Source organism: Gymnodinialimonas sp. 202GB13-11 (assembly GCF_040932485.1).
GTDB lineage: Bacteria > Pseudomonadota > Alphaproteobacteria > Rhodobacterales > Rhodobacteraceae > Gymnodinialimonas > Gymnodinialimonas hymeniacidonis.
In genome coordinates this window covers 3,323,466-3,347,568 of sequence record NZ_JBFRBH010000001.1, presented here as the reverse complement: position 1 = coordinate 3,347,568, position 24,103 = coordinate 3,323,466, and the positions used below count along the sequence as shown (strand labels likewise).

The following is a 24,103-nucleotide window of genomic DNA, read 5'->3' as shown; positions in this document are numbered from 1 at the left end:
CCAAAGCCGTCCGGGCGAACAACGACATGACCGAACAAGGAAAAATCCTGGAAGAACTCAACGACCGGTCGCGGGAAGTCTTCCGCCGGATCGTGGAAGGCTATTTGGACAGCGGCGCGCCGGTGGGATCGCGGACGTTGACGCGGACGATGTCTGAGAAAGTGTCGGCCGCGACGATCCGCAATGTAATGCAGGATCTGGAATATTTGGGATTGCTGGATTCTCCGCATATTTCGGCCGGTAGGGTGCCGACGCAGCAGGGGCTGCGGATGTTCGTGGATGGGTTTCTTGAGACCGGGGATTTGTCGAAGGACGACAAGCACGCGTTGCATGAGACGTTGGGCGACAATGCCTCGGACGTGCCAGCGTTGCTGGATCGCGTGGGGTCGGCCCTGTCGGCGGCGACCCATGGGGCGAGCTTGGTTCTGACGCCCAAGCATGAAGCACCGATCCAGCATATCGAATTTGTGCCGCTGAATGCGGAGCAGGCTTTGGTGGTGCTGGTCTATTCCGACGGCCATGTCGAAAACCGCCTGTTCACACCGCCTGTCGGTACGACGCCAAGTGCGATGCGGGAGGCTGCGAATTTCCTGAATGCGCGCATCGTCGGGCAAACGGTGACGTCGATCCGGGGCCAGCTTGAGGCGGATATGGAGACAAGGCGGCGCGAGATTGATGATCTCGCTTCAGGCCTGATCGATTCAGGGCTCGCCGTGTGGGACGACAATGACCAGCAATCGGCGCGGTTAATTGTGCGGGGGCGGTCGAATCTGCTGTCCGATACGCAAGAGGCAGAGGATCTGGAGCGTATTCGCACCCTCTTTGACGACCTCGAACGAAAACGTGATATCGCGGATTTCCTTGAATTGACCGAGGAAGGCGACGGTGTGCGCATTTTCATTGGGTCAGAGAACAAGTTGTTCTCACTTTCGGGTTCCTCTCTAGTGGTTTCCCCATATATGAACGCTGATCGAAAGATCGTTGGTGCCGTGGGGGTGATCGGACCCACGCGCCTGAATTACGGACGTATCGTTCCGATCGTGGATTATACGGCGCAGCTGGTCGGGAAACTGATCTCGGACCGCGCGTGAGAAGGTAAGGCACTGGGGTAGACACATGGGCGAACCGAAAGACGAGTTCTACGAAGACGAGCACACGGAGCCAAAGGTTTCGCTGGCCGAAGATGGTTTGGGCGATGCGCCCGAGGTCGATCTTGGCGAGGGCGTTGATCTTGGTGCGGAAGCCGTGATCGCAGCGCTTGAGGCGGAGCGGGACGAGATTCGCGACCGGATGCTGCGCGCGCTGGCTGAGGCCGAGAATATGCGCAAACGCGCGGATCGGGACCGGCGCGAGGCGGAGCACTATGGCGGATCGAAGCTGTCACGCGATTTGCTGCCGGTGTTCGACAACCTGCATCGCGCGTTGGATGCAGCGGATGAGGCCTCAAAAGAAACGGCGGGCCCGCTGCTTGAGGGTGTTGAGTTGACGTTGAAAGAGCTTCTGAATGTATTTGGCAAACACGGCATCACGCCGATTCAGCCGGAGGTGGGCGACAAGTTCGACCCGCAGCTGCATCAGGCGATGTTCGAAGCGCCGGTGCCGAACACTAAGGCGGGGGACATCATTCAGGTCGCGGCGACGGGCTTTATGCTGCACGACCGGTTGTTGCGGCCTGCGCAGGTGGGCGTGTCGTCTACCCCTGCTGGGTAAGCTGCGCTTTCAGCTCGTAGAGCAAGTTTAAAGCTTCACGCGCCGTCATCTCATCTGGATGCACGGCGCGTAGTTTTTCTTCGACCTCGGATGGTTTGCTGGGGCGTGGCGCGGGCGCGGGTGTGGCGCTGAACAATGGCAGATCGTCGATGACGGCCTTGCGTTCCCCGCCCTCGCGTTCGCCCTTTTCCAGAGCGTCGAGGACGGTTTGCGCGCGTTGGATCACGGCGTCAGGCAGGCCCGCGAGTTTGGCGACCTGCACGCCGTAGCTGCGGTCGGCAGCGCCTTCGCGGACTTCGTGCAGGAAGATGACTTCGCCTTCCCATTCCTTCACGGCCATTGTTGCGTTGGTCAGACCATCGAGTTTCGACGCGAGCGAGGTCATCTCATGGTAATGGGTCGCAAAGAGCGCACGGCAGCGGTTGGTCTCGTGCAGATGTTCAAGCGTGGCCCAGGCGATGGAAAGGCCATCATAGGTGGCGGTGCCGCGCCCGATCTCATCCAGGATCACCAAAGCGCGGTCATCGGCCTGGTTCAGGATCGTGGCCGTTTCGACCATTTCGACCATGAATGTTGAGCGGCCACGGGCGAGATCGTCTGATGCGCCAACCCGGCTGAACACTTGGCTGACGAGGCCGATTTTGGCGTATGTGGCAGGGACGAATGAGCCGATTTGGGCCAGAATCGCGATTAAGGCGTTCTGGCGGAGGTAGGTCGATTTACCGGCCATATTCGGGCCGGTCAGCAGGTTGATCGCGGCGCCATCTTCTGCGGTCAGGGTGCAATCATTGGCAATGAACGGCTCCCCCGTTTTGGCGAGGGCGGCTTCGACCACGGGATGGCGCGCACCTTCTATCTCAAAAGAGCGATCCTCAGACATTTCAGGCTGAACCCAATCACCTTCGCGGGCACGGCGGGCCAGTGCGCTGGCGAGGTCAAGCTCGGCCAGACCCCGGGCCGCATCTCCGATCTTGTCCTGTTGGTCGAGGATCGCGTCGCGGAGGGAGGCGAAGAGAGTGCGTTCGATTTCAAGCGCGCGATTGCCGGCGTTGAGGATCTTGGTCTCAAGGTCCGACAGCTCAACTGTGGTGAAACGAACGGCGTTGGCGGTTGTCTGGCGGTGGATGAACCGTTCGCTGAGCGGCGGGTTCAGCATCTTCTCGGCATGGGTGGCCGTCGTTTCGATGAAATAGCCCAGGACGTTGTTGTGTTTGATCTTGAGGCTTTGGACACCCGTAGCCTTGGCATATTCCGTCTGCATCCCCGCGATCACGCCCCGGCCTTCGTCGCGGAGGGTACGGGCCTCGTCTAATTCGGCGTGATAGCCGGGCGCGATCAGGCCGCCGTCGCGGAGTTGGACCGGGGGCTCAGCAACAAGGGCGTCATCGAGCAGAGTGATGAGTTGATTATGGCCGGTGAGGGTGTCGGCTGCGTCGGCGAGGAGCGTCGGCAGGTCGATACTTTCCAGCCGCTTTTGCAGGTGGTCGGCCCCGGTCAGACCATCGCGGATTGCGGCTAGATCACGGGGGCCGCCGCGGTCGAGGGCAAGGCGAGAGAGGGCACGGTCGAGGTCCGGGATACGGCGAAGCTCGCTCTCCAGTTCGTCTCTAACCAGCGTATCAGAGACGCAAAAGGCGACAGCGTTATGACGCGCGCGGATCGTCTCGAGATCGGTGGATGGGCCAGTCAGGCGCCGTTCGAGCAGGCGCGCGCCACCGGCAGTGAGCGTGCGGTCGAGGACGGAAAGCAGGGAGTTTGCGCGACCACCGGAAAGCGCGTGGGTCAGCTCCAAGTTGCGCCGCGTGGCAGTGTCGAGTTGCAGTAGACGGTCGGCCTGTTGCTTGCGCGGGGCGCGGAGCAGCGGCAGCGCGCCCTTCTGGGTCAGGTCGAGATAATCGATCAATGCGCCCATGGCGCTGAGTTCGGGGCGCGCGAAGGTGCCAAACCCTTCGAGGGTTGAGACGTTGAACAACGCGGTCAGGCGCTTTTCGGCAGATGCGCTGTCGAATGAACCGGGCGAGAGTGGCGTTACGGCAGCGCCCAACTCAATCATCGCGTCCTGGCGTTCGATTTCGAGACCATCGGACACGAGCACTTCCTTAGGCGACAGCCGCGCGAGTTCGGGGCCAAGACGCACCGGCGGGCAGGGCATCACGCGGAAGTCGCCAGTGGAGATGTCGCACCACGCCAGCGCACCGTCGCCGCGCACCTCGGTATAGGCCGCGAGGTAGTTGTGGCGACGGGCCTCAAGCAGGGTGTCTTCGGTTAACGTGCCGGGGGTGACGACGCGCACGACATCGCGCTTGACGACGGACTTCGAGCCACGCTTTTTCGCCTCTTCCGGGCTTTCCATCTGCTCGCCAATGGCAACGCGGAAACCCTTGCGGATCAGAGTCAAAAGGTAGGATTCGGCACTGTGTGCGGGTACGCCACACATGGGAATATCGTCGCCGTCATGCTTGCCGCGCTTGGTCAGGGCGATGTCCAACGCCTCAGCCGCGGCGACGGCATCGTCGAAGAACATCTCGTAGAAATCGCCCATGCGATAGAACAGGATCGCATCCGGGTGCTGCGCCTTGATCTCAAGATATTGCGCCATCATCGGCGTGACTTGCGCGTTCATGACCGCACCCCCTTGAGGCCGAATCTACGCAAGGAAACTGCGGGATTGAAGCGCAATCGGTTGCGAAATTGCGCAAGGGCGCGCTATGCCGTCTAAGCACCGGAGGAGAGGGCGAAAATGGCCGACAAACAGAAGATCACCCGCGAAGAGGCGCTGGCCTATCATCTTGAGCCGAGCCCGGGGAAGATCGACATCAACGCGTCCACGCCGATGGCCACGCAGCGCGACCTTTCGCTGGCCTATTCGCCAGGTGTGGCTGTGCCGTGCGAGGTGATCGCAGAGAAGCCTGAGACGGCCTACGATTACACGACCAAGGGCAACATGGTCGCCGTGATCTCCAACGGGACGGCGGTTCTAGGGCTTGGTAACCTCGGTGCGCTGGCCTCAAAACCGGTGATGGAAGGCAAGTCGGTTCTGTTCAAACGGTTCGCGGACGTGAATTCGATTGATATTGAGCTTGATACCGAAGACGTCGATGAATTTGTGAACGCCGTGAAGCTGATGGGGCCGACTTTTGGCGGCATCAACCTTGAGGATATCAAAGCGCCCGAATGCTTCATGATCGAGCAGCAGTTGAAAGAGATCATGGATATCCCGGTGTTCCATGACGACCAGCACGGGACGGCGGTGATTTGTGCGGCTGGCTTGATTAACGCGCTGCACCTCAGCGGCAAGAAGATCGAGGATTGTAAGATCGTCCTCAACGGCGCCGGGGCTGCGGGGATTGCGTGTATCGAGCTGTTGAAAGCGATGGGTGCACGCCACGAGAATTGCATCGTTTGCGATACGAAAGGCGTTATTTATCAGGGCCGGACCGAGGGGATGAACCAGTGGAAGTCTGGTCACGCCATCTCAACCAAGCTACGCACGCTGGAAGAAGCGATGGAAGGCGCCGACGTGTTCCTTGGCGTTTCGGTCAAGGGTGCTGTCACGCCGGACATGGTTAAGAGCATGGCCGATAATCCGGTCATCTTCGCCATGGCGAACCCGGACCCAGAGATCACGCCGGAAGAGGCGCAGGCCGTGCGGGCGGATGCGATCGTGGCGACGGGGCGGTCGGATTACCCGAACCAGGTGAACAACGTTTTGGGCTTCCCGTATCTATTCCGGGGCGCGTTGGATGTGCACGCGCGAGCGATCAATGACGAGATGAAGATTGCCTGCGCGCGAGCGCTGGCTGAACTGGCGCGGGAGGATGTGCCGGACGAAGTGGCGATGGCCTATGGGCGGAAGCTAAGCTTCGGAAGAGATTACATTATTCCGACGCCGTTTGATCCGCGTTTGATTTACACGATCCCGCCAGCGGTGGCGCAGGCCGGGATGGATACCGGTGCTGCGCGGCGGCCGATCATTGATCTGGACGGGTATGCCAAAGATTTGCAGGCGCGGATGGATCCGACGTCTTCAATCCTGCAGGGCGTTTATGCGCGGGCGAAGAATGCTCAGGCGCGGATGATCTTTGCGGAGGGCGACGATGTGCGCGTGCTGCGTGCGGCGGTGGCGTATCAGCGGCAGGGGCTTGGCAAAGCGCTGGTTGTGGGGCGCGATGCGGATGTGAAGGAGAAGCTGGAAGGCGCAGGGCTGGGCGATGCCGTGCGCGAGTTGGAGATCGTGAACGCGGCCAATACCCGGCACCTCGATACGTACAAGGATTTCCTTTACGAGCGGCTGCAGCGGAAGGGGCATGATGCGAGCGATATTCACCGGCTGGCAGCGCGGGATCGGCATGTGTTCTCGGCCCTGATGCTGGCCCATGGACATGGCGACGGGCTGGTCACGGGGGCGACCCGCAAAAGTGCGCAGGCGCTTGAGATGATTGGCAAAGTCTTTGACGTGAAGGCTGAGGACGGCGCGGTTGGCGTGACGGCTTTGCTCCACAAAGGGCGGATCGTTTTGATCGGTGACACGCTGGTGCATGAGTGGCCGAGCGATGAAGATCTGGCGCTGATTGCTGAGCGTGGGGCGGCGGTAGCGCGCGGTCTGGGGCTGGAGCCTCGGGTCGCTTTTGTGAGCTTCTCGACCTTTGGATATCCGGTGTCGGAGCGGGCGGAGAAGATGCATCACGCGCCGCTGGTGTTGGACGCGAAGGGTGTGGATTTCGAGTATGAGGGCGAGATGACGGTGGACGTGGCGCTGAACCCGGCGACGCGGGAACAGTATCCGTTCAACCGGCTTTCGGGCCCCGCGAATATCCTTGTTGTGCCTGCGCGGCATTCGGCTTCGATTTCGGTGAAGCTGATGCAGGAGATGGCGGGGGCGACCGTGATTGGGCCAATTTTGACGGGCTTGGATCGGCCGGTTCAGATCGCGTCGACGGTCTCCACCGCGAACGACATTCTGAACATGGCAGTGATGGCGGCGTGTGAGATTGGGCGGGTCTGAGGGGCCGAAATTGGCGTAAAGAACCTGTAGTGAATCTGTAGTTATTTCGTAACTACCAAGATGTGGTGGTGCGCCAGCCTTCGAGCACAAACGAAGAAGCCCCCGACCGGATATGGCGGGGGCTTCTTTCTTACGGTTGTGCATCCGGGCCGAGGCCCGGTCTACGGAATCACTCTTTGATCGAATCCCAGAAGGTTTTGACCTTGTCGAAGAAGCCCGACGCATTCGGGTTGTTCGACTTCTTCAGGCTTTCGTCGAGTTGCTTGAGCAAGTCGCGCTGATCGCTGGTGAGGTTCACAGGCGTTTCAATCTGAAGTTCGATATACATATCGCCGACGCCCGGGCCGCGCAGGGCGGGCATGCCCTTGCTGCGCAGACGCATTTGACGCCCGGATTGGGAGCCTTCGGGAACCTTCACGCGGGAACGACCGCCGTCGATTGTCGGCACCTCAATCTCACCACCCAAAGCGGCGGAGACCATGGAGACGGGCACGCGGCAGAACAGGTCCGTCCCATCGCGCTGGAAGAGCGGATGGTCGGCGACTTCGACAAAGATGTAGAGGTCGCCTTGCGGACCGCCGCGCAGACCGGCTTCGCCTTCGCCAGAAAGGCGGATGCGTGTGCCGGTTTCGACGCCTGCGGGGATGTTCACCGACAGCGCGCGTTCCTTCTCCGTCCGGCCAGCGCCGCCGCAGGTGCGGCAGGGGTTTTTGACGATCTGGCCCATGCCGGAGCATGTCGGGCAGGTGCGTTCGACGGTGAAGAACCCTTGCTGGGCGCGGACCTTTCCCATGCCGGAACATGTCGGGCAGGTCGTCGGTTCTGCGCCAGCCTCGGACCCGGTGCCATCACAGCTATCACATGCAACGGACGCGGGGACGGTGATCTGCTTCGTCAGGCCCGAATGTGCTTCTTCGAGGCTGATTTTCAGATTGTAACGGAGGTCGGAGCCGCGGGAGGCGCGATTGCGTCCACCGCCGGGGCGACCGCGTTGACCACCCATGAAATCGCCGAAGAGGTCTTCGAACACGTCCGAGAAGGCAGAGGCGAAATCGCCCTGCCCGCCGGGATTCGCCCGTGGTCCACCGCCCATGCCGCCGTCAAAGGCCGCATGACCGAAGCGGTCATAGGCGGCTTTCTTGTCGGCATCCTTCAAGACGTCATAGGCTTCGTTCGCTTCCTTGAACTGGGCTTCTGCGTCGGGGTTGTCGGCGTTGCGGTCGGGATGAAGTTCCTTGGCCTTCTTGCGATAGGCCTTCTTGATCTCATCCGCGCCAGCGCCTTTGGCGACGCCGAGGACTTCGTAATAATCGCGTTTTGCCATGAGTTTCCCTTTCGGAAATACATGGGCCGGCCGGGGTATCCCCCAGCCGGCCGCATGGGGTCAAATCGCGATCAGCCGCGGTTGCGGTCGTCGTCGTTCAGATCTTCGAAGTCGGCATCCACGATGTCTTCATCGACACCGCGCTGCTCGTCTTCATCCTCGGCATCGTCGGAGGCCGCCTCGGACTTCTCCTGCTCGGCCTTGTAGATGGCCTCGCCCAGACGCATGGCCGCTTCGGTCACGTTCTGGATGCCGCCTTTGATCTTGGCCGCGTCTTCAGTCTCGAGCGTCTCTTTCAGAGCGTTCAGCGCCAGTTCGATCGCCTCGATCGTGGACGCGTCGACCTTATCGCCATGCTCTTCCATCGACTTCTCGGTGCCGTGGATAAGGCTTTCGGCCTGGTTCTTGGTTTCCACCAGATCCTTGCGGTCCTTGTCGGCCTCGGCATTCTCCTCGGCTTCGCGGACCATGGCTTCGATGTCGTCATCGCTGAGACCACCGGAGGCCTGGATCGTGATCTGCTGTTCCTTGCCGGTGCCCTTGTCCTTGGCGCCGACGGACACGATGCCGTTGGCGTCGATGTCGAACGTCACCTCGATCTGCGGCACGCCGCGCGGGGCGGGTGGGATGTTTTCGAGGTTGAACTGGCCGAGCATCTTGTTGTCTGCGGCCATTTCACGTTCGCCCTGGAACACACGGATCGTCACGGCGTTCTGGTTGTCTTCCGCGGTCGAGAAGATCTGCGACTTCTTCGTTGGGATCGTCGTGTTGCGGTCGATCAGGCGGGTGAAGACACCGCCTAGGGTTTCGATGCCGAGCGACAGGGGCGTCACGTCGAGCAGAACCACGTCCTTGACGTCGCCTTGCAGAACACCGGCCTGAACGGCGGCGCCCATGGCGACGACTTCGTCGGGGTTCACACCCTTATGGGGTTCTTTGCCGAAGAAGTTGGTCACTTCCTCGATCACCTTGGGCATACGGGTCATGCCGCCGACGAGGACGACTTCGTCGATTTCACCTTTCGACAGTCCCGCATCCTTGAGCGCTGCGGCGCAGGGCTTGAGGGACGCTTTGATCAGGTCCGACACGAGGCTTTCCAGCTTCGCACGAGTCAGCTTCATGACCATGTGCAGCGGCTGGCCGTTAGAACCCATGGAGATGAACGGTTGGTTGATCTCGGTCTGGGTCGAGGACGACAGCTCGATCTTGGCCTTTTCTGCCGCTTCCTTGAGGCGCTGGAGCGCCATCTTGTCTTGCGTCAGGTCGGTGCCGTGTTCCTTTTTGAACTCATCCGCGAGGTAGTTCACGATGCGCATGTCGAAGTCTTCACCGCCGAGGAACGTGTCGCCGTTGGTGGATTTCACTTCGAAGAGGCCGTCGTCGATTTCGAGGATGGTCACGTCGAACGTACCGCCGCCGAGGTCATAGACCGCGATCGTCTTCGTCTCATCCTTGTCGAGGCCATAGGCGAGCGCTGCCGCCGTCGGCTCATTGATGATGCGCAGGACTTCGAGGCCTGCGATCTTGCCGGCGTCTTTGGTGGCCTGACGCTGGGCGTCGTTGAAGTAGGCGGGGACGGTGATGACTGCTTGGGTCACGTCTTCGCCGAGGTAGGATTCGGCGGTTTCCTTCATCTTCTGAAGGATGAACGCGGAGATCTGCGACGGGCTGTACTTTTCACCCTTGGCTTCGACCCATGCGTCGCCATTCCCGCCATCGATGACGTTGAACGGCAGGTTCTTTTTGTCTTTTTCCAGATGTTCATCATCAATCCGGCGACCGATCAGGCGCTTGACGCCGAAGATGGTGTTTTCCGGGTTGGTGACGGCCTGACGCTTGGCCGCTTGGCCCGCGAGGCGTTCATCATCCGTGAAGGCGACGATGGAGGGTGTGGTGCGTGCCCCTTCGGAGTTTTCAATCACGCGCGGCTGCGAGCCGTCCATGATTGCAACGCAAGAGTTCGTCGTACCGAGGTCGATACCGATAACTTTGGCCATGTGTCATGTCCCTTTCTTAAAGCGAACAGGCGGGAGCGGGTCCGACCCTGCGGCCCCCGTGCCGCCATTGCCAATGACTGAAGTGAGCACCAAGGTGCCCGTGTGAGTTCGGAGGGTATATAAGTAGGCGGTTTTGGGGCTGCAAGCGGTCCGGACAAGTGGAATCGCGGGGAAATTGCGATGATTGTCGATGTTGGCGGGATAAAGGTGCATCAGGCGGTGCTTGATGCAGGGCAACAGGCCGATCTGGTGGAGCAGGTCCGGCGGGTTGTGCGCGCCGCACCGCTGTTCCGGCCAGAAACGCGGCGGGGCCAGAAAATGTCGGTCCGCATGACCTCTGCCGGGCGGTATGGCTGGATTTCGGACAGGGCCGGATATCGGTATGAGCGCACGCATCCGGATGGGCCGGAATGGCCACCGATCCCGGCGATTGCCAAGACTGTCTGGCGCGATCTGTCGGGGGTTTCTTGTGACCCGCAGTCTTGCCTGATCAACTTCTATGATGCCGATGCAAAGATGGGGATGCATCAGGACCGGGACGAAGCGAATTTCGAGATGCCGGTTGTCTCGATATCGTTGGGGGATGATGCGTTGTTTCGCGTCGGTGGGCCGGAGCGTGGTGGAAAGACCCAATCCATCTGGCTGAAATCTGGTGATGTTGCCGTGATGGGGGGGGAGGCGCGGTTGAACTACCACGGTATCGACCGTCTGCGCGCGGGTTCCTCCACCCTGTTGCCCAATGGCGGACGGATCAACCTGACCCTGCGCGTTGTGGAGTAGAGCTTAGCGCTTGGCGCCCCAGCTCGCCGAGGCATGCTGGCGGGTGTAGTGCTCCAGCATCATGCCGAACAGCAGGAACACCAGCGAAATGTAGAATGGATATTCCCAATTCGTGTTGTGGGGGATGTAGTTCACGAAGATATGCCCGCGCGCCTGGTCGATGATGTGGAAGAGCGGGTTCCATGTGAAAACCGGCAGCATCATTGCCGGCATGGCGTTGGCCACGAACATCTTGCCCGAAAAGATCATGTTCGCGCGGATATAGACCATCGACAGGATGCCAATGACATCGGGAAACCAGATCTTCAACGCCATGAAGATGATCCCCAGCACGACGCCTGAGAACCAGGACAAGACAAACATTCCCAGCGCACCCGGCCAATAATGAATCTCAACCGGTTCGATGAGTGTGTGGATCATCAACAAGATGCACAGAAGTGCCACGAACTGCGTATAAAGCACGGACATCGCCGACGACGTGATCGACACCAGCGTGTTCATCGGGGCGTGCTGCATCATGTCGGATGTTGGCCCTTCGGCCCCCATGACTTGCCGCAGAGTCTGGATATGGGTCAGGTAAATGAAGATGCCCGACATCAGATAGAGCAGGTAATTCCCGCGGATCGCTATGGTGCGCCCGCCCAGAAGGCTGAACATGAAATAGAACGCCGCGATAAACAGCAGGCTTTGCACGACAGACAGGGCAATCGCGAGGATGGCGTTGCCGTGGTTCTTGCGCACTTTTCGGACGGATGCGTGAAACGTGACCTCAAAGAAATTGAGGACGAGGCCAAGCATGGACCGTGTGTTGCGCGTGCTTTCAAACATCTGTGGTCCTTGCCTGCCAATAGGGGGCCGGCTTGTTCTGGTTATTCGCCTAAAGGCGATGCTTGCCGTTCCCACCTGTGCAGACGATAACGCGGGAGGTGTTAATTTTCAATTCAACCGCAAGTGAGGCGTGATGGATCACCAGAAACTTGTTGCCGTTATGCGCGAAGCCGCGTTGGAGGCGGGCGATGTCATCATGCAGGTCTATGAGGCTGATGATTTCGATGTGAAGGTCAAATCCGACGATAGCCCCGTGACGGAGGCCGACGAAAAGGCCGATGCTGTGATCTCGCGCCACTTGCGAGCGGCCTTCCCGGACGTGGCGCTGGTGACGGAAGAGCAAGCAGACAGCCATGACCTGAACGCCGCGCAGTTCCTGATCGTTGATCCGCTGGACGGCACGAAAGAGTTCATCAAGCGGCGTGGTGATTTCACGGTAAACATCGCGCTGGTGGAAAACGGCGTGCCGGTGCGCGGGATCGTTTATGCGCCTGCAAAGGGTCGGTTGTTCTACACGGATGCTGATGGCGTGAGTGTGGAGGAGAACGGGCCCTTCGAGCCTAATGCGCCGGGCCGGGTCGAAAGAATGACCGTGTCGGACCCGGATAACGGGGCGCTGCGGGTGGTTGCCTCGAAGTCGCACCGGGATCAGGCGACAGATGATTACATCAACAAATATGCCCATGCGGATATGAAATCGGCGGGCTCATCGTTGAAGTTCTGTCTGGTGGCGACGGGTGAGGCGGACATTTACCCAAGGCTGGGCCGGACGATGGAATGGGACACGGCGGCCGGTGATGCGGTTTTGCGCGGGGCTGGCGGCAGGATGATCCGATTTGAGGATCACGAGACGTTCGACTACGGGAAGGACGGCTTCGCCAACGGCTTCTTCATTGCTTACGCCCCGGGTGTGGAGTTGAAGCAGCCGTGACCGTCGCTTGCGTCATCCCTGCGCGATACGCCTCAACCCGCTATCCGGGAAAGCCGTTGGCGATGTTGCGGGGAGCAACGGGTGAGGCGCGCAGCCTGATCGAACGGTCCTGGCGCGCAGCGCAGGGGGTGGCCGGGCTTGATGCCGTCTATGTTGCCACGGATGACGAGCGGATCGCCGAGGCGGCGCGCGGGTTCGGGGCGGACGTGTTGATGACCTCCTCCGTGGCGCGCAACGGGACAGAGCGCTGTGCCGAGGCGTTGGAAATACTCGGTGACGTGGAGATGGTGGTGAACCTGCAAGGGGACGCGCCGCTGACGCCGCATTGGTTTCTTGAGGAGCTTGTGGCCGGTTTGCGGGCCGACAGCCAGGCGGCATTGGCGACGCCAATTTTGCGTTGCGATGGGGAAACCTTGTCGGCACTGAAGGCGGATCGCGCGGCGGGGCGTGTGGGAGGGACGACAGCAGTGGCCGACAGCAAGCGGCGCGCGCTCTATTTCTCGAAAGAGGTCGTTCCGTTCACATCTGAGGACTACGCGCCCGAGGCTGATACGCCCGTGTTCCACCATGTCGGCGTTTATGCCTACCGGCCCTGGGCGCTGAGGGCCTATCCGCATTGGTCCATTGGCCCGTTGGAGACGCTTGAAGGGTTGGAACAGCTTCGGTTCCTCGAAGCTGGGCATCCGGTTCTTTGCGTCGAGGTAGAGGCGCGCGGGTCGAAGTTCTGGGAGCTGAACAACCCTGAGGATATTCCAAGGATCGAGGCCATGATGGCCGAGATGGGGACGGTGTGACGCCCGCTGACCTGAGCGTTGTTGTCGTCAGCGCCGGTCGCCCGGAGGCTTTGCATCGCTGCCTGCTTGGGTTGAGCCAATTGCGCCATGCCGGGATCGAAGTTGTTGTGGTCGCAGATGGGGCGGGGCAGCAGGCCGTTCAGGCCTTTGCGGGTCGGATTAAGCTGCTTTCGCAAGATATCCCCAATATCTCTGCCGCACGGAATGCAGGGATTGCCGCTGCCGCAGGCCAGATCTTGGCGTTTATTGACGACGATGCGGTGCCGGAGCCGACCTGGGCCGATGCGGTGCTGGAGGCGTTTTCGGACGCGGAACTGGCGGCTGTAACGGGCCCGGTTCTGGGGCGAAACGGCATTTCGATGCAATGGGGCCCAATAGCGGTCAACGGGCTTGGGAAAGACCTCAAGATAGACCCTAATCAGCCTATCAGGGACGGATATATGCGCAAGCTTCAAGGCACGAACATGGCGTTTCGGCGCGATGTTTTTGAGCGGTTGGGTGGATTCGACGAAGCAATGCACTTCTACCTCGATGATACAGATATGGCGTTGCGCGTTGGGCGTGCAGGGCTTCGAACCGCATGGGTCGCAGGCGCGGTGGTGCATCACGGATTTCAGGCCAGCGCCCGGCGAACGGAGGATCGCGTACCGCTGAGCCTTTTTGATATTGGAGCGTCGACCAGCGTGTTTCTGAGCAAGCATGCCGAGGGCGCGGAAATATCGGCGGTGGTGCGCGATCTGGAGGCGGCGCAAAGCAGCCGTTTGCTGGCTTTAGCCAAGCGAAAGAAGCTGAACGCAGAGACAATGCGCAAGCTGATGGAGAGCCTTCGGGACGGGCTTCTTGACGGGCAGGAGCGGGCCAGCTCTACGCCCATTCCAAGCCATGCTAGCTCAGCGTTTGTGCCCTTTGTTCGGGTCGATCCGCCAAGTCCTACCGTTCTTTCTGGTCGGCCATTTCAGCGAATGGGATTGCACCGTGAAGCAGAACGTCTGGTCAGCAACGGCCAGCCCGTGAGCCTGTTCGTTTTTGAGCCCACTCCGAGAAAGCACAAGATCCAATTCACGAACGGTGGTTGGTGGGAGCAATATGGCGGACTTTATGGGCCGACAGACCGGGGCGAAGCGCGATTTCAGATGCACTCCTTCCGGGGGCGATTGGACCGCGAAGTCCGTCGCATTTCTGCCACGCGCGGATTGCTGCCAGACGGGGACACGAATTGATGATTTCCCACTTCCTGATCTTTCGTTAAGCTTTAATGCATAACAAGAAAGCTGCGCGCACCGGAAAACCGGGCGACGCAAGAAGAGGCAAGGCATGAAGAAGAAAGTAACCAAGGCGATCTTTCCGGTCGCGGGTCTTGGGACCCGTTTCCTTCCGGCTACAAAATCGATCCCGAAAGAGATCATGACTTTGGTCGACCGCCCCCTGATCCAGTACGCCATCGACGAAGCGCGTGCAGCAGGCATTAAAGAGTTCATCTTCGTTACGAGTCGCGGCAAATCTGCGTTGGAAGACTATTTCGACAACGCACCGGAATTGGAAAGCACCCTTCGCAAGAAGGGCAAGACAGACATGTTGGAGGAGCTGAAAGGCACCAACATGGACAGCGGCGCAATTGCTTATATTCGCCAGCACAAGGCGCTCGGACTAGGCCACGCAGTATGGTGCGCACGTCGCCTTTTGGCGAACGAACCGTTTGCCGTGATCCTGCCGGATGATGTGATCGCAGCTGAGACACCGTGTTTGCAACAGATGGTTGAGGCACACGCGGATATCGGCGGCAACATGGTCGCCGCGATGGAAGTGCCGGATGACAAGACCTCGGCCTATGGTGTTCTCGACATCAAAGAAGACATGGGCTCGGTCGTTTCTGTGAAGGGTATGGTTGAAAAGCCGCCTGCAGACAAAGCACCGTCAAATCTTGCTGTGATCGGACGCTATATCCTGTCGCCCGACGTCATGGGCCACCTGAACCGGATCAAGACGGGTGCGGGCGGTGAAGTGCAGCTGACGGATGCTATCGCGCAAGAGATCACCAGCGCCGACAATGTGTACGGCTTCCGGTTCAAGGGGCAGCGGTTTGACTGTGGTTCGAAAGCTGGGTTCCTGCAGGCCACTGTGGCCTTTGGCCTCGCGCGCGAAGATCTGCGCGATGAATTCCAGAGCTATCTGGGCGACATGATGTCGGTCCGGAGCGCGGCTCAATAGCCTGAGCGTGACTATGGGTGCGCTGTCCCAAATCCCGGCCCCCTGGCTGGACGTGACGCGCACCCTCACCCGCCTTGGTCGACGCGCGCCCACGGGTATTGATCGGGTTGAACTGGAATATCTGAAAGCCTTCCTCAACGCTGGATGTGACCGTTTTCTGTGTCGCACCACGCGAGGCTATTTGCTGCTAGACGACGTAGGCGGACGTTTGGTCGTGGACCTTGCGGAAGAGCGGCGCGCCTTAGGCCAGGCCGATCTGCTGTCGCGTCTGACTTTCCGGGCAAAACGCTCACGTCACAAGGCAGAGGCGGCCCTTCGCGCTGTGGCGATTGATCGGTGCAGGCCGGGCGCTTTGCCCGCGCTTTTGGCCCGTGCCGCGCCAGATGGTTGGACATACTTAAATGTTGGCCATTCAAACCTGTCAGAGGCGACGCTGTCGGCTTTCGCAGCAGGTGGGCAGAGCATGGTCATGATCCATGACCTAATCCCGATCACCCACCCCGATCTCGTCGCCGATGATCAGCCTGCGAACTTTGCCGGGCGGGTCGAGCGCGTGCGCCGCTATACTAGCCATGTAATTGCGAACTCCCACGCCACAGCCGAGGCGTTGGATTTGCACTGGCACGGGGCGGACAGGCGACCGGAAACGATTGTTGCGCATCTTGGTGTGCCGGTAGTGGAGCAAATGGCTGGCACCCGGGATCCCCTGCATTTCGTCATGTTGGGCACGATCGAGCCGCGCAAGAACCACGCGCTGATCGTGGATGCGTGGGAGGCGCTGGCGCAGGAATTGCCGCCCGAAGACATGCCGCAGCTTCACATCATTGGGCATACGGGTTGGAAGGTAGAAGCGCTGATGCAGCGTCTGCACTCACACCCGTTGCGGGGTCAGTCGATTCACCTTCATGGACCCCTGTCCGATGAGGACGTCCATACACATCTGTCAAAAGCAACGGCGCTTTTGTTCCCATCGATTACCGAGGGTTTTGGCTTCCCCCCGCTGGAGGCAGCGATGGTCGGGGCGACGCCGATTTGTTCGGACCTGCCTGTATTCCGGGAAACCCTCGGCGATTGTGTCGTTTACGTAAACAATCCAACGGCGTATCAGTGGAAAGAAACGATTAAGCAACTCATTGACGGTAAGATCGCGCGGCCTGACCTGAGCAAGGTCAAGTGCCCGACATGGCAGGAGCATTTTGAGATCGTGGCAGATGCTGTCATCACAACGGACCCATCGGATCGCACATGAAGGCTGTCCGGCGATATGGTTTGCGCCTTGAGCGGAAGCGGTTCCTTGTGCGGGCTTGGCGGAAGTCCCGCGGCCTGGAGGAAATCGCCAACCGCACCGACTCCATTCGTGAGAAGGAGCTGTTGTGCTTTGTCACCTTGCGCAACGAACGGATCCGCCTGCCCTATTTCCTGAAATATTATCGCGAACGTGGGGTCTCTCATTTCCTGTTCGTGGACAATGACAGCGGCGATGGCACGCGGGAGTATTTGGCGGAACAGCCCGATTGCTCGGTCTGGTGGACGGATGCGAGTTACAAGCGGTCTCGCTTTGGCATGGATTGGATCAACCGGCTTTTGCGCCTCTATGGCCATGATCATTGGTGTTTGACGGTCGACCCGGATGAATTCCTTGTCTACCCGTTCTCCGATACGCGCCCCATCCCCGCGCTGACGGATTGGCTGCAGGCTTCGTCCATCAAATCCTTTGGGGCCATGCTTTTGGATATGTACCCAAAAGGGCCGATCACCGCGCAGCCCTATGCAGAGGGTCAGAATCCGTTTGATATTGCCTGCTGGTTCGACGCCGGAAATTACTCGATCGAGCGGAATTGGGACTATGGAAATCTTTGGATTCAGGGCGGACCCCGCGCGCGGGCCTTTTTTCAGGATAACCCGGAACGTGCGCCTGCGCTGAACAAGACGCCCTTGGTCTACTGGCAGAAGCATTACACTTACGCCTCTTCGACACACATGTTGCTGCCGCGCGGGCTGAACCTTGTCTATGACGAATGGGGTGGGGAGAAGGCCTCAGGCGTTCTGTTGCACGCGAAGTTCCTCGACACGTTCACCAAGAAAGCCGCCGAAGAGTTGGAACGGCGCGAACATTACGCGGCCTCGGCGGAGTACAAGGCCTATGCGGATGGCCTGCGCGAGAATCCCGATTTCTGGACGAAATGGTCCGAGAAATACATCAACTGGCGCCAGCTTGAGATCCTTGGCCTCATGTCCAAGGGGAACTGGGCATGAGCACGCTAGGCTTCGTCATGATGTGCCACACTGCGCTGGACCGCGCGGCGCAAGTGGCGCGACATTGGGCGGAGCGTGATTGCCCGGTGGTCATCCACCTCGACAAGCGGGTCGAGAAGGCCCGGTTTGAGTGGCTCAAACGCGAAATGTCGGACCTTGAGAATGTGAAATTCTCGAAGCGGCACAAATGCGAATGGGGTACGTGGAGCCTTGTGGCCGCCAGTCAGACGGCCAGTGAACTGATGCTAGAGGCGTTTCCGGGTGTGCGGCACGTCTATCTATCGTCGGGGTCGTGCCTGCCATTGCGGCCAGTTGATGAGTTGCGCGCGTATCTCGCGGCGCGGCCCATGACCGATTTCATCGAGTCGGTCACGATCCGCGATGTAGATTGGACGGTTGATGGCCTGAACACAGAACGGTTCCAGCTGCGCTTCCCGTTTTCGTGGAAGCGGCATCGGTTCCTGTTTGATCGCTACGTGGAGTTTCAGCGGCGTATCGGGTTCAAGCGCAAACTGCCCGAGGGGATATCCCCGCATTTGGGTAGCCAATGGTGGTGCCTGTCGCGCCAGACGCTCAGCGCCATTTTGCAAGATACGAAACGGCGGGAGTTTGACCGGTATTTTAAGCTGGTCTGGATTCCTGATGAAAGCTACTGGCAGACCCTGGTGCGGAACTATTCGCGCAATATCGAAAGCCGGTCGCTGACCCTGTCGAAGTTCGACTTTCAGGGCAAGCCGCACGTTTTCTACGACGATCACCTGCACCTGTTGCGCCGGTCCGATTGCTTTGTGGCGCGGAAGATCTGGCATAAGGCCGACCGGCTGTATCAATCCTTCCTCGATGACACCGCGACGGATGTGCGTCGTGCTGAGCCAACGCCGGGTAAGATCGACCGCGTGTTCGCCAAGGCGTTGGAACGGCGGACGCAGGGGCGCGCCGGGCTTTATATGCAAAGCCGCTATCCCAACAATGAGTGGGAAAACGGCAAGACGGCAGCACCCTATTCGGTTTTTCAGGGGTTCAATGACCTGTTTCTGGATTTTGAGCCGTGGCTTTCGCGGCGGCTTGGCGCGTCCGTGCACGGCAATCTATTCGATCTGAAACGCGCACGCTTTGCAGGTGATGCCGACACCTATGCCGGATGCCTGTCTGCCGCCCCGGAATTGCGGGACTATAACCCTGAGCGGTTCCTGACCAACCTGATCTGGAACACGCGCGGCGAGCGGCAGGTTTTCATGTTTGGGCCGCAAGACAATCAGCGCCCGGGCGCGTTCATGGCAGGCGATTCAAACGCACAGATCAGTGTGATTACCGGAGGATGGGCCGTGCGCCTGTTTACGGCAAACCGCAATTTCAGCGACATCCGGACGGAGGCTGCGCGCCTGCAGCGGCGAGAGGTCGAATTCGTTAACACGTTGCGCCATGTGCGTAGCCGGGCGGAAATTCGCATCTGGTCGCTGGCGGAGTTTCTGGAAGAGCCAATGGAAAACCTTCAACGCATCCTTGATGCGATGGAGGGCGCCCATGCCAGCCGGTTAACCGAAGCGCCCCGTATGGCCGACTTATCGGGCCTGCCGAAATTCCTGCAGAACCTGAAAAATCAGGGGATGAACCCGTTTGCCGTGGGTGATTTCCCGCAAGAGGGCGTGGCCCCGTTGCCGCCGGGTGCTGATAACCGCCCCTACCTTGTGAGGTAAGACATGGCTCGCCGATTTGATGCCTTCGTTTTGTTCGCCGAGATGCGGACCGGGTCGAACTACCTGGAAGACTCACTCAACAATTTCGAAAGTATCAATTGCCTGGGGGAGGTCTATAATCCGACCTTTCTGGGTCATCACAACACCTTTGAGATGCATGGCTATGACATGGATCGGCGCGAGCAGGACCCGCTTGGTCTGCTTGAGGCAATCATCGAAAATGCAGGTGATGCGCTACCGGGGTTCCGGTTGTTCCACGACCATGATGACCGCGTGGTCGAGCGGGTCTTGCCTGATCCGCGGATCGCAAAGGTGATCCTGACGCGCAATCCGCTCGACTCTTACGTCAGTCGAAAGATCGCCAGCGCGACGGGCCAGTGGCGGCTGACGGATCTGAAACATGCCAAGACGGCGAAGGTGCGGTTCGATGCGCCGGAGTTTCGGGAACTGGTTGATACGCTCGGCGGGTTTCAGGAGCATCTGCGGCGGGGGCTGCAACGCACGGGACAGGTCGCGTTTCATATTCGCTATGAGGACATCAACGACGCGGATGTTCTGAACGGGCTGGCGGCGTTTCTGGGGTCGGACGAGCGGGTTGATGCGACGTCCAAGAAGCTGAAGAAGCAGAACCCCAGCCCGCTGCGCGACAAGGTTGAGAATTACGACGACATGGTCGCTGCTTTGGCAGATCTCGATCGCTTCGGATTGGAGAAATCGCCTGAGTTAGAGCCGGATCGTGCCGCACAGGTACCGAACTTCGTGGCGCATCCGACGAAGGGCCTGTTGTTCTGCCCGATCAAAGGCGGGCCGGAGAATTCCGTGCTCGACTGGTTGGGAAAGATCGATGATGTGGGCCGCGATGCGTTGATCCGAAAGATGAGCCAGAAGCAGCTGCGCCAGTGGATGAAGGACAATCCCGGCTTCCGCAGTTTCAGCGTTCTGCGGCACCCCGTGGCGCGGGCTTATTGCACGTTCAACCGCTTCATCTTGCCCGATGATAGGCCGATGTACTCCGATCCACGCAAGATCCTGCGGCAGCGGTACAAGGTGCCGATCCCCGGCAAGACGCCGGGTGAGAATTGGACGGAGGCCGAGCAAAAGGCTGCGTTTGTGGGCTTCATCGGCTTTCTAAAGGGCAATCTGAACGGGCAGACCAGCGTGCGCGTTGATCAGGCTTGGGCCAGCCAGACGGCGATTTTGCAGGGCATCTCACAAGTGATGGTGCCGCAGGCGGTCGTCCATGAGCACCAGATGAAAGACGCATTGCCTGCCTTGGCGTCTGAGGCTGGCGTTGAAGAGGTGCCGGAGATTGTTGGCGAGGCCATGCCGGGCGCGTTTCCGTTGAAGGCCGTCTATGACGGGAAGATCGAACAGGTTCTGATCGACACGTATCGGCGCGACTATGTCGGGTTCGGCTTCAAACGCTGGAACAAATCCTAGGCGGCCTTGGTGGCCTCGGATTCCGTCATCAATGCATAGAGGGCGGCTGGGTCCGAATTGGCACGCAACTTTGCGCAGAGCTCATCATCCCGCAGGGTGCGAGAGACAAGGGCCAGCGCCTTGAGGTGATCCACGCCGGAATCAACCGGGGCCATCAGTGCGAAGACCAGATCCACGGGCATTCGGTCGGCGGCATCGAAATCAATGGCGCGTTCCAGGCGGATGAAGACACCGCTGACCTCTTCCAGCCCCGGAAGGCGGGTGTGGGGCAGCGCAATCCCGTTGCCAACACCAGTGGGGCCAAGGCTTTCGCGTTCCTGAAGAGACTCGAAAATGCGGGGCGCAGGGACGCCGACCGTCTGTTCAGCCAATTCTGAGATTGACTGAAGCAGGCGCTTTTTGCTGCTGACGTCACTGACAACTTTCACGGCTTGCGGTGCAAGCAATGTGGAGAGTTCCATCTGTAAGCGTCCCCTCGGTCAACCGAACGGGTGCGGCTGACGTCTGATCTATTCGGTGGCGGGGTCGATCCAGCCTACATTGCCGTCATCACGGCGGTAGACCACATTCACCCGGTCATGTCCTTCGTTGCGGAACACCAGCAAGGGTGCGCCCGCGATTTCCATCTGCATCACGGCTTCGCCCACGGACAGGGATGGAATGCGTGTCTCCATCTCGGCCACGATAATGGGCTGCAGGCTGTCGGGTTCAGAATCTTCGTCTGCCCCCTCAGATGAGGCGAGGATATAGGAGGAGCCGCCGAAGACATCAATGGGCTGCGAACGCTCCCGGTGATGATCTTTCAGGCGACGTTTGTAGCGGCGTAACTGCTTTTCAAGCTTCTCGGACGTGGTCTCGAACGCGGCATAGATTTCGTGCGCATGACCCTTGGCCGATGCGGTCATGCCGGTGGACAGGTGGATGGTGGTTTCACAAACGAATTCGGATCCGGATTTGGAAAAGACAACGGTCGCATCGGTCGGGCGTTCGGCATATTTCTCGGCCACGCCGCCGAGATTATCCTGAACGTGGGTTTGCAGGGCTTGGCCGATCTCGATTTGTTTTCCACTGATCTGATACCGCATGAAACCTCCGTTATTTGGGGATAGCCTGCGGATACTCACGCGTGAGCAAGCCCGCAAAGCTCTGATATTTCTCGATTTCTCGAAAATGTTGATCCTGAGTGCGCCGTGAGGCGAAGTCTTCGGATCGAGATGAAGCAAGTGCAACCATCACGGGTATTTGGCGACGAGTCGCCCCCGTCTGTCAACGAAAACCGGGTTAAGAAATGCGGAAAGATTGCCCGAGATAGACGCGGCGGACGTTTTCGTCCTTCACCACCTCTTCGGCGGTGCCTGACATGATGATGCCGCCATCATGCAGGATATAAGCGCGATCCACGATGGCGAGCGTCTCTTGTACATTGTGGTCGGTGATCAGAACGCCAATGCCCCGTGTCTTGAGTTCGGCGACCAGGGCACGAATGTCGCCCACGGCAATCGGGTCGACCCCGGCAAAGGGTTCGTCAAGCAGCACGTAGCGGGGATTTGACGCAAGGCAGCGCGCGATTTCCACGCGGCGACGTTCGCCCCCAGATAGTGACAAGGCGGGTGCGCGGCGCAGGTGTTCGATGGTGAATTCGCTGAGCAATTCTTCCAGCCGGTCGCGCCGCTTCTTGCGCTTGGGCTCGACGATTTCGAGGATCGCCATGATGTTGTCTTGCACCGACAGGCCACGAAAGATCGACATTTCCTGCGGCAGGTAGCCGACGCCCGCGCGGGCGCGGCGATACATCGGGAACAAGGTCACGTCCTGACCGTCGATGGTGACGCGACCCCCGTCCGGGGTGATGAGGCCCGCGATGCAGTAGAAGCTGGTGGTTTTGCCTGATCCGTTCGGGCCAAGCAGGGCAACGACTTCGCCCCGGTTCAGTTCGAGCGTGACGTCACGGATAACCGGGCGCTTACGGTAGCTTTTCCGAAGCTTTTCGACCCTGAGACCGGCTGATCCTTCTGTGACATCAAGCGGCATATCAGTCGCCACCGCCCAGAATGGTGCGCACGCGGCCGTCGACTGAACCATTTCCGGTTTGCATGTTCACGACCATGCTGTCCCCGGCAATCGCGGTTGGTCCCTGCGTGACAAGCACGTTGCCTGACAGGGTCAACAGCGAGGAGGCGACATCGAACCGGGCCTGCCCGCCTTCAGCGGCATCGGCCCCGCGGGTGACAAGGACGCCACCGGTCGCGATGACTTCGCGCACGTCCTGATCGCCACCATCGGTTGCGTAGACCACGCGGACGGCACCCGCGGACATGCGCAGATCGCCCTGTATGACAATGACATTGCCGGTGAAAACGGCCTCACCCGTGGCTTGATCGACGGTCAGCCCATCGGCTGTGACCTCAATCGGTTCCCGCGCATCGTAGCTGACGCCACCAAAACCGATATCGACTTGTGCGAAAGCTGGCCCGGACAGACAGAGGACAAAGCCCAGAAGGGCAAAAAGACGCTGCATGAAAACCTCTTAACTCTCCGGGTCGTATAGCATCCGAACGGATCCAGTGAAACGAAGGATTGGCGCGCCGTCCACTTCCTCCATCTCCATGGCATCGGCGGTCAGATCCAGGCCGGGGCCAGTGATGTGCACGGGCGTGGGCGCGCGAAGGCGAACCTCGTCCAACGCCATCAGCATGGTGTCGCTTTCCATCTGATAGCCGCGCGACGATTGTACGGCGACGCCGTCGCGTAGGGATGCAAACTGGCCGGCCATGTCGAAATCCCCCAGCGTGGCCTGAACCGTCATCACTTCCTCAATGCCTAGATCAACGCGGCCGTCGATGGCTTGGGCATGGATGCGGTCGATCTGGCCGCTTTCAGCTGTCATCGCTTCGGCGAGGATAATGATTTCCTGATCTTCGCCGACGACGCCTGCGAACCGGGGCGAGGTCACGCGCTGTTCGCGGGTGATCTGTTCAATATCGACCTCTGCATAGGGCAGGGCCGCGTCTGGATCAGGCGCGCCGGACAGCAGAAACAGGCTCGACAACAGGGCAAGCGCGATAAGGGGCAGGGTGACTTTTACCCAGACCACGGTTTTTGAATAGAGATCGCTGCGCGCCAAGCTTTCGCC

At 59.8% G+C, this 24,103-nt stretch carries 21 protein-coding genes; 12 read left to right on the top strand and 9 right to left on the bottom strand.

Features of this window, described 5'->3' with window-relative positions:
• Nucleotides 1-26: 26 nt before the first annotated feature.
• Complete coding sequence (gene hrcA, locus V8J81_RS17065; protein ID WP_368476952.1) at nt 27-1,091, top strand: heat-inducible transcriptional repressor HrcA; 1,065 nt, start codon at nt 27-29, stop codon at nt 1,089-1,091.
• Between the two features lie 25 nt (nt 1,092-1,116).
• A complete protein-coding gene (locus tag V8J81_RS17060) occupies nt 1,117-1,710 on the top strand; it encodes a nucleotide exchange factor GrpE (RefSeq protein WP_368476951.1) in 594 nt (197 codons plus the stop codon).
• Here V8J81_RS17060 and mutS read toward each other — a convergent pair.
• Nucleotides 1,694-4,333, bottom strand: a complete 2,640-nt coding sequence (gene mutS / locus V8J81_RS17055; RefSeq protein ID WP_368476950.1) for a DNA mismatch repair protein MutS — start codon at nt 4,331-4,333, stop codon at nt 1,694-1,696. The genes V8J81_RS17060 and mutS overlap by 17 nt on opposite strands.
• 117 nt (nt 4,334-4,450) lie before the next feature.
• Here mutS and V8J81_RS17050 point away from each other — a divergent pair, with 117 nt between their 5' ends.
• Nucleotides 4,451-6,715, top strand: a complete 2,265-nt coding sequence (locus V8J81_RS17050) for an NADP-dependent malic enzyme (protein WP_368476949.1) — start codon at nt 4,451-4,453, stop codon at nt 6,713-6,715.
• Between the two features lie 169 nt (nt 6,716-6,884).
• Here the strand turns inward: V8J81_RS17050 and dnaJ are convergent, their stop codons facing one another.
• Together dnaJ and dnaK are read right to left on the bottom strand one after the other, a co-directional pair.
• Nucleotides 6,885-8,039 carry a molecular chaperone DnaJ gene (dnaJ, locus tag V8J81_RS17045; RefSeq protein ID WP_368476948.1) on the bottom strand — a complete coding sequence of 385 codons (1,155 nt, stop codon included), beginning with the start codon at nt 8,037-8,039 and terminating at the stop codon, nt 6,885-6,887.
• Between the two features lie 71 nt (nt 8,040-8,110).
• On the bottom strand, nt 8,111-10,036 hold the full coding sequence (gene dnaK / locus V8J81_RS17040; RefSeq protein WP_368476947.1) for a molecular chaperone DnaK: 1,926 nt from the start codon (nt 10,034-10,036) through the stop codon (nt 8,111-8,113).
• 180 nt (nt 10,037-10,216) lie between these two features.
• Here dnaK and V8J81_RS17035 point away from each other — a divergent pair, with 180 nt between their 5' ends.
• On the top strand, nt 10,217-10,816 hold the full coding sequence (locus V8J81_RS17035) for an alpha-ketoglutarate-dependent dioxygenase AlkB family protein (RefSeq protein WP_368476946.1): 600 nt from the start codon (nt 10,217-10,219) through the stop codon (nt 10,814-10,816).
• 3 nt (nt 10,817-10,819) lie between these two features.
• Here the strand turns inward: V8J81_RS17035 and V8J81_RS17030 are convergent, their stop codons facing one another.
• A complete protein-coding gene (locus tag V8J81_RS17030) occupies nt 10,820-11,644 on the bottom strand; it encodes an ABC transporter permease (protein WP_368476945.1) in 825 nt (274 codons plus the stop codon).
• A gap of 133 nt (nt 11,645-11,777) precedes the next feature.
• On the opposite strand from V8J81_RS17030, the gene cysQ reads away from it, so the two are divergent.
• The 8 genes from cysQ to V8J81_RS16990 all read left to right on the top strand — a co-directional run bounded on the left by cysQ (nt 11,778) and on the right by V8J81_RS16990 (nt 20,970).
• On the top strand, nt 11,778-12,575 hold the full coding sequence (gene cysQ / locus V8J81_RS17025; protein WP_368476944.1) for a 3'(2'),5'-bisphosphate nucleotidase CysQ: 798 nt from the start codon (nt 11,778-11,780) through the stop codon (nt 12,573-12,575).
• Nucleotides 12,572-13,369, top strand: coding sequence for a 3-deoxy-manno-octulosonate cytidylyltransferase (locus tag V8J81_RS17020; protein ID WP_368476943.1), 798 nt, complete (start codon nt 12,572-12,574; stop codon nt 13,367-13,369). Before cysQ ends, V8J81_RS17020 begins: the two co-directional genes overlap by 4 nt.
• Complete coding sequence (locus V8J81_RS17015) at nt 13,366-14,589, top strand: glycosyltransferase family 2 protein (protein WP_368476942.1); 1,224 nt, start codon at nt 13,366-13,368, stop codon at nt 14,587-14,589. The genes V8J81_RS17020 and V8J81_RS17015 overlap by 4 nt, the downstream gene beginning before the upstream one ends.
• 94 nt (nt 14,590-14,683) lie before the next feature.
• Nucleotides 14,684-15,577 carry a UTP--glucose-1-phosphate uridylyltransferase GalU gene (gene galU, locus V8J81_RS17010; protein WP_368476941.1) on the top strand — a complete coding sequence of 298 codons (894 nt, stop codon included), beginning with the start codon at nt 14,684-14,686 and terminating at the stop codon, nt 15,575-15,577.
• 13 nt (nt 15,578-15,590) lie between these two features.
• Complete coding sequence (locus tag V8J81_RS17005) at nt 15,591-16,826, top strand: glycosyltransferase family 4 protein (protein WP_368476940.1); 1,236 nt, start codon at nt 15,591-15,593, stop codon at nt 16,824-16,826.
• Nucleotides 16,823-17,833 (top strand): glycosyltransferase family 2 protein, encoded by a 1,011-nt coding sequence (locus V8J81_RS17000; protein ID WP_368476939.1) that lies wholly within the window; start codon nt 16,823-16,825, stop codon nt 17,831-17,833. The genes V8J81_RS17005 and V8J81_RS17000 overlap by 4 nt, the downstream gene beginning before the upstream one ends.
• Entirely contained in the window at nt 17,830-19,530 is a 1,701-nt protein-coding gene (locus tag V8J81_RS16995) for a DUF5927 domain-containing protein (protein ID WP_368476938.1), read from the top strand. The genes V8J81_RS17000 and V8J81_RS16995 overlap by 4 nt, the downstream gene beginning before the upstream one ends.
• Before the next feature lie 3 nt (nt 19,531-19,533).
• Nucleotides 19,534-20,970 carry a nodulation protein NodH gene (locus V8J81_RS16990; RefSeq protein ID WP_368476937.1) on the top strand — a complete coding sequence of 479 codons (1,437 nt, stop codon included), beginning with the start codon at nt 19,534-19,536 and terminating at the stop codon, nt 20,968-20,970.
• On the opposite strand, the gene V8J81_RS16985 is transcribed toward V8J81_RS16990, so the two are convergent.
• From V8J81_RS16985 to lptC, 5 genes are all read right to left on the bottom strand, one after another.
• Nucleotides 20,967-21,431: a PTS sugar transporter subunit IIA gene (locus tag V8J81_RS16985; RefSeq protein WP_368476936.1), complete on the bottom strand. Its 465-nt coding sequence runs from the start codon at nt 21,429-21,431 to the stop codon at nt 20,967-20,969. The genes V8J81_RS16990 and V8J81_RS16985 overlap by 4 nt on opposite strands.
• 48 nt (nt 21,432-21,479) lie before the next feature.
• Nucleotides 21,480-22,055: a ribosome hibernation-promoting factor, HPF/YfiA family gene (gene hpf / locus V8J81_RS16980; protein WP_368476935.1), complete on the bottom strand. Its 576-nt coding sequence runs from the start codon at nt 22,053-22,055 to the stop codon at nt 21,480-21,482.
• A gap of 196 nt (nt 22,056-22,251) precedes the next feature.
• Nucleotides 22,252-23,001 (bottom strand): LPS export ABC transporter ATP-binding protein, encoded by a 750-nt coding sequence (lptB, locus tag V8J81_RS16975; RefSeq protein WP_368476934.1) that lies wholly within the window; start codon nt 22,999-23,001, stop codon nt 22,252-22,254.
• Between the two features lies 1 nt (nt 23,002).
• The gene (locus V8J81_RS16970; RefSeq protein ID WP_368476933.1) at nt 23,003-23,488 is read right to left on the bottom strand and encodes an LptA/OstA family protein; all 486 of its coding nucleotides are present in this window, start codon (nt 23,486-23,488) and stop codon (nt 23,003-23,005) included.
• A gap of 9 nt (nt 23,489-23,497) precedes the next feature.
• Nucleotides 23,498-24,094 (bottom strand): LPS export ABC transporter periplasmic protein LptC, encoded by a 597-nt coding sequence (lptC, locus tag V8J81_RS16965; protein ID WP_368476932.1) that lies wholly within the window; start codon nt 24,092-24,094, stop codon nt 23,498-23,500.
• Between the last annotated feature and the right edge of the window lie 9 nt (nt 24,095-24,103).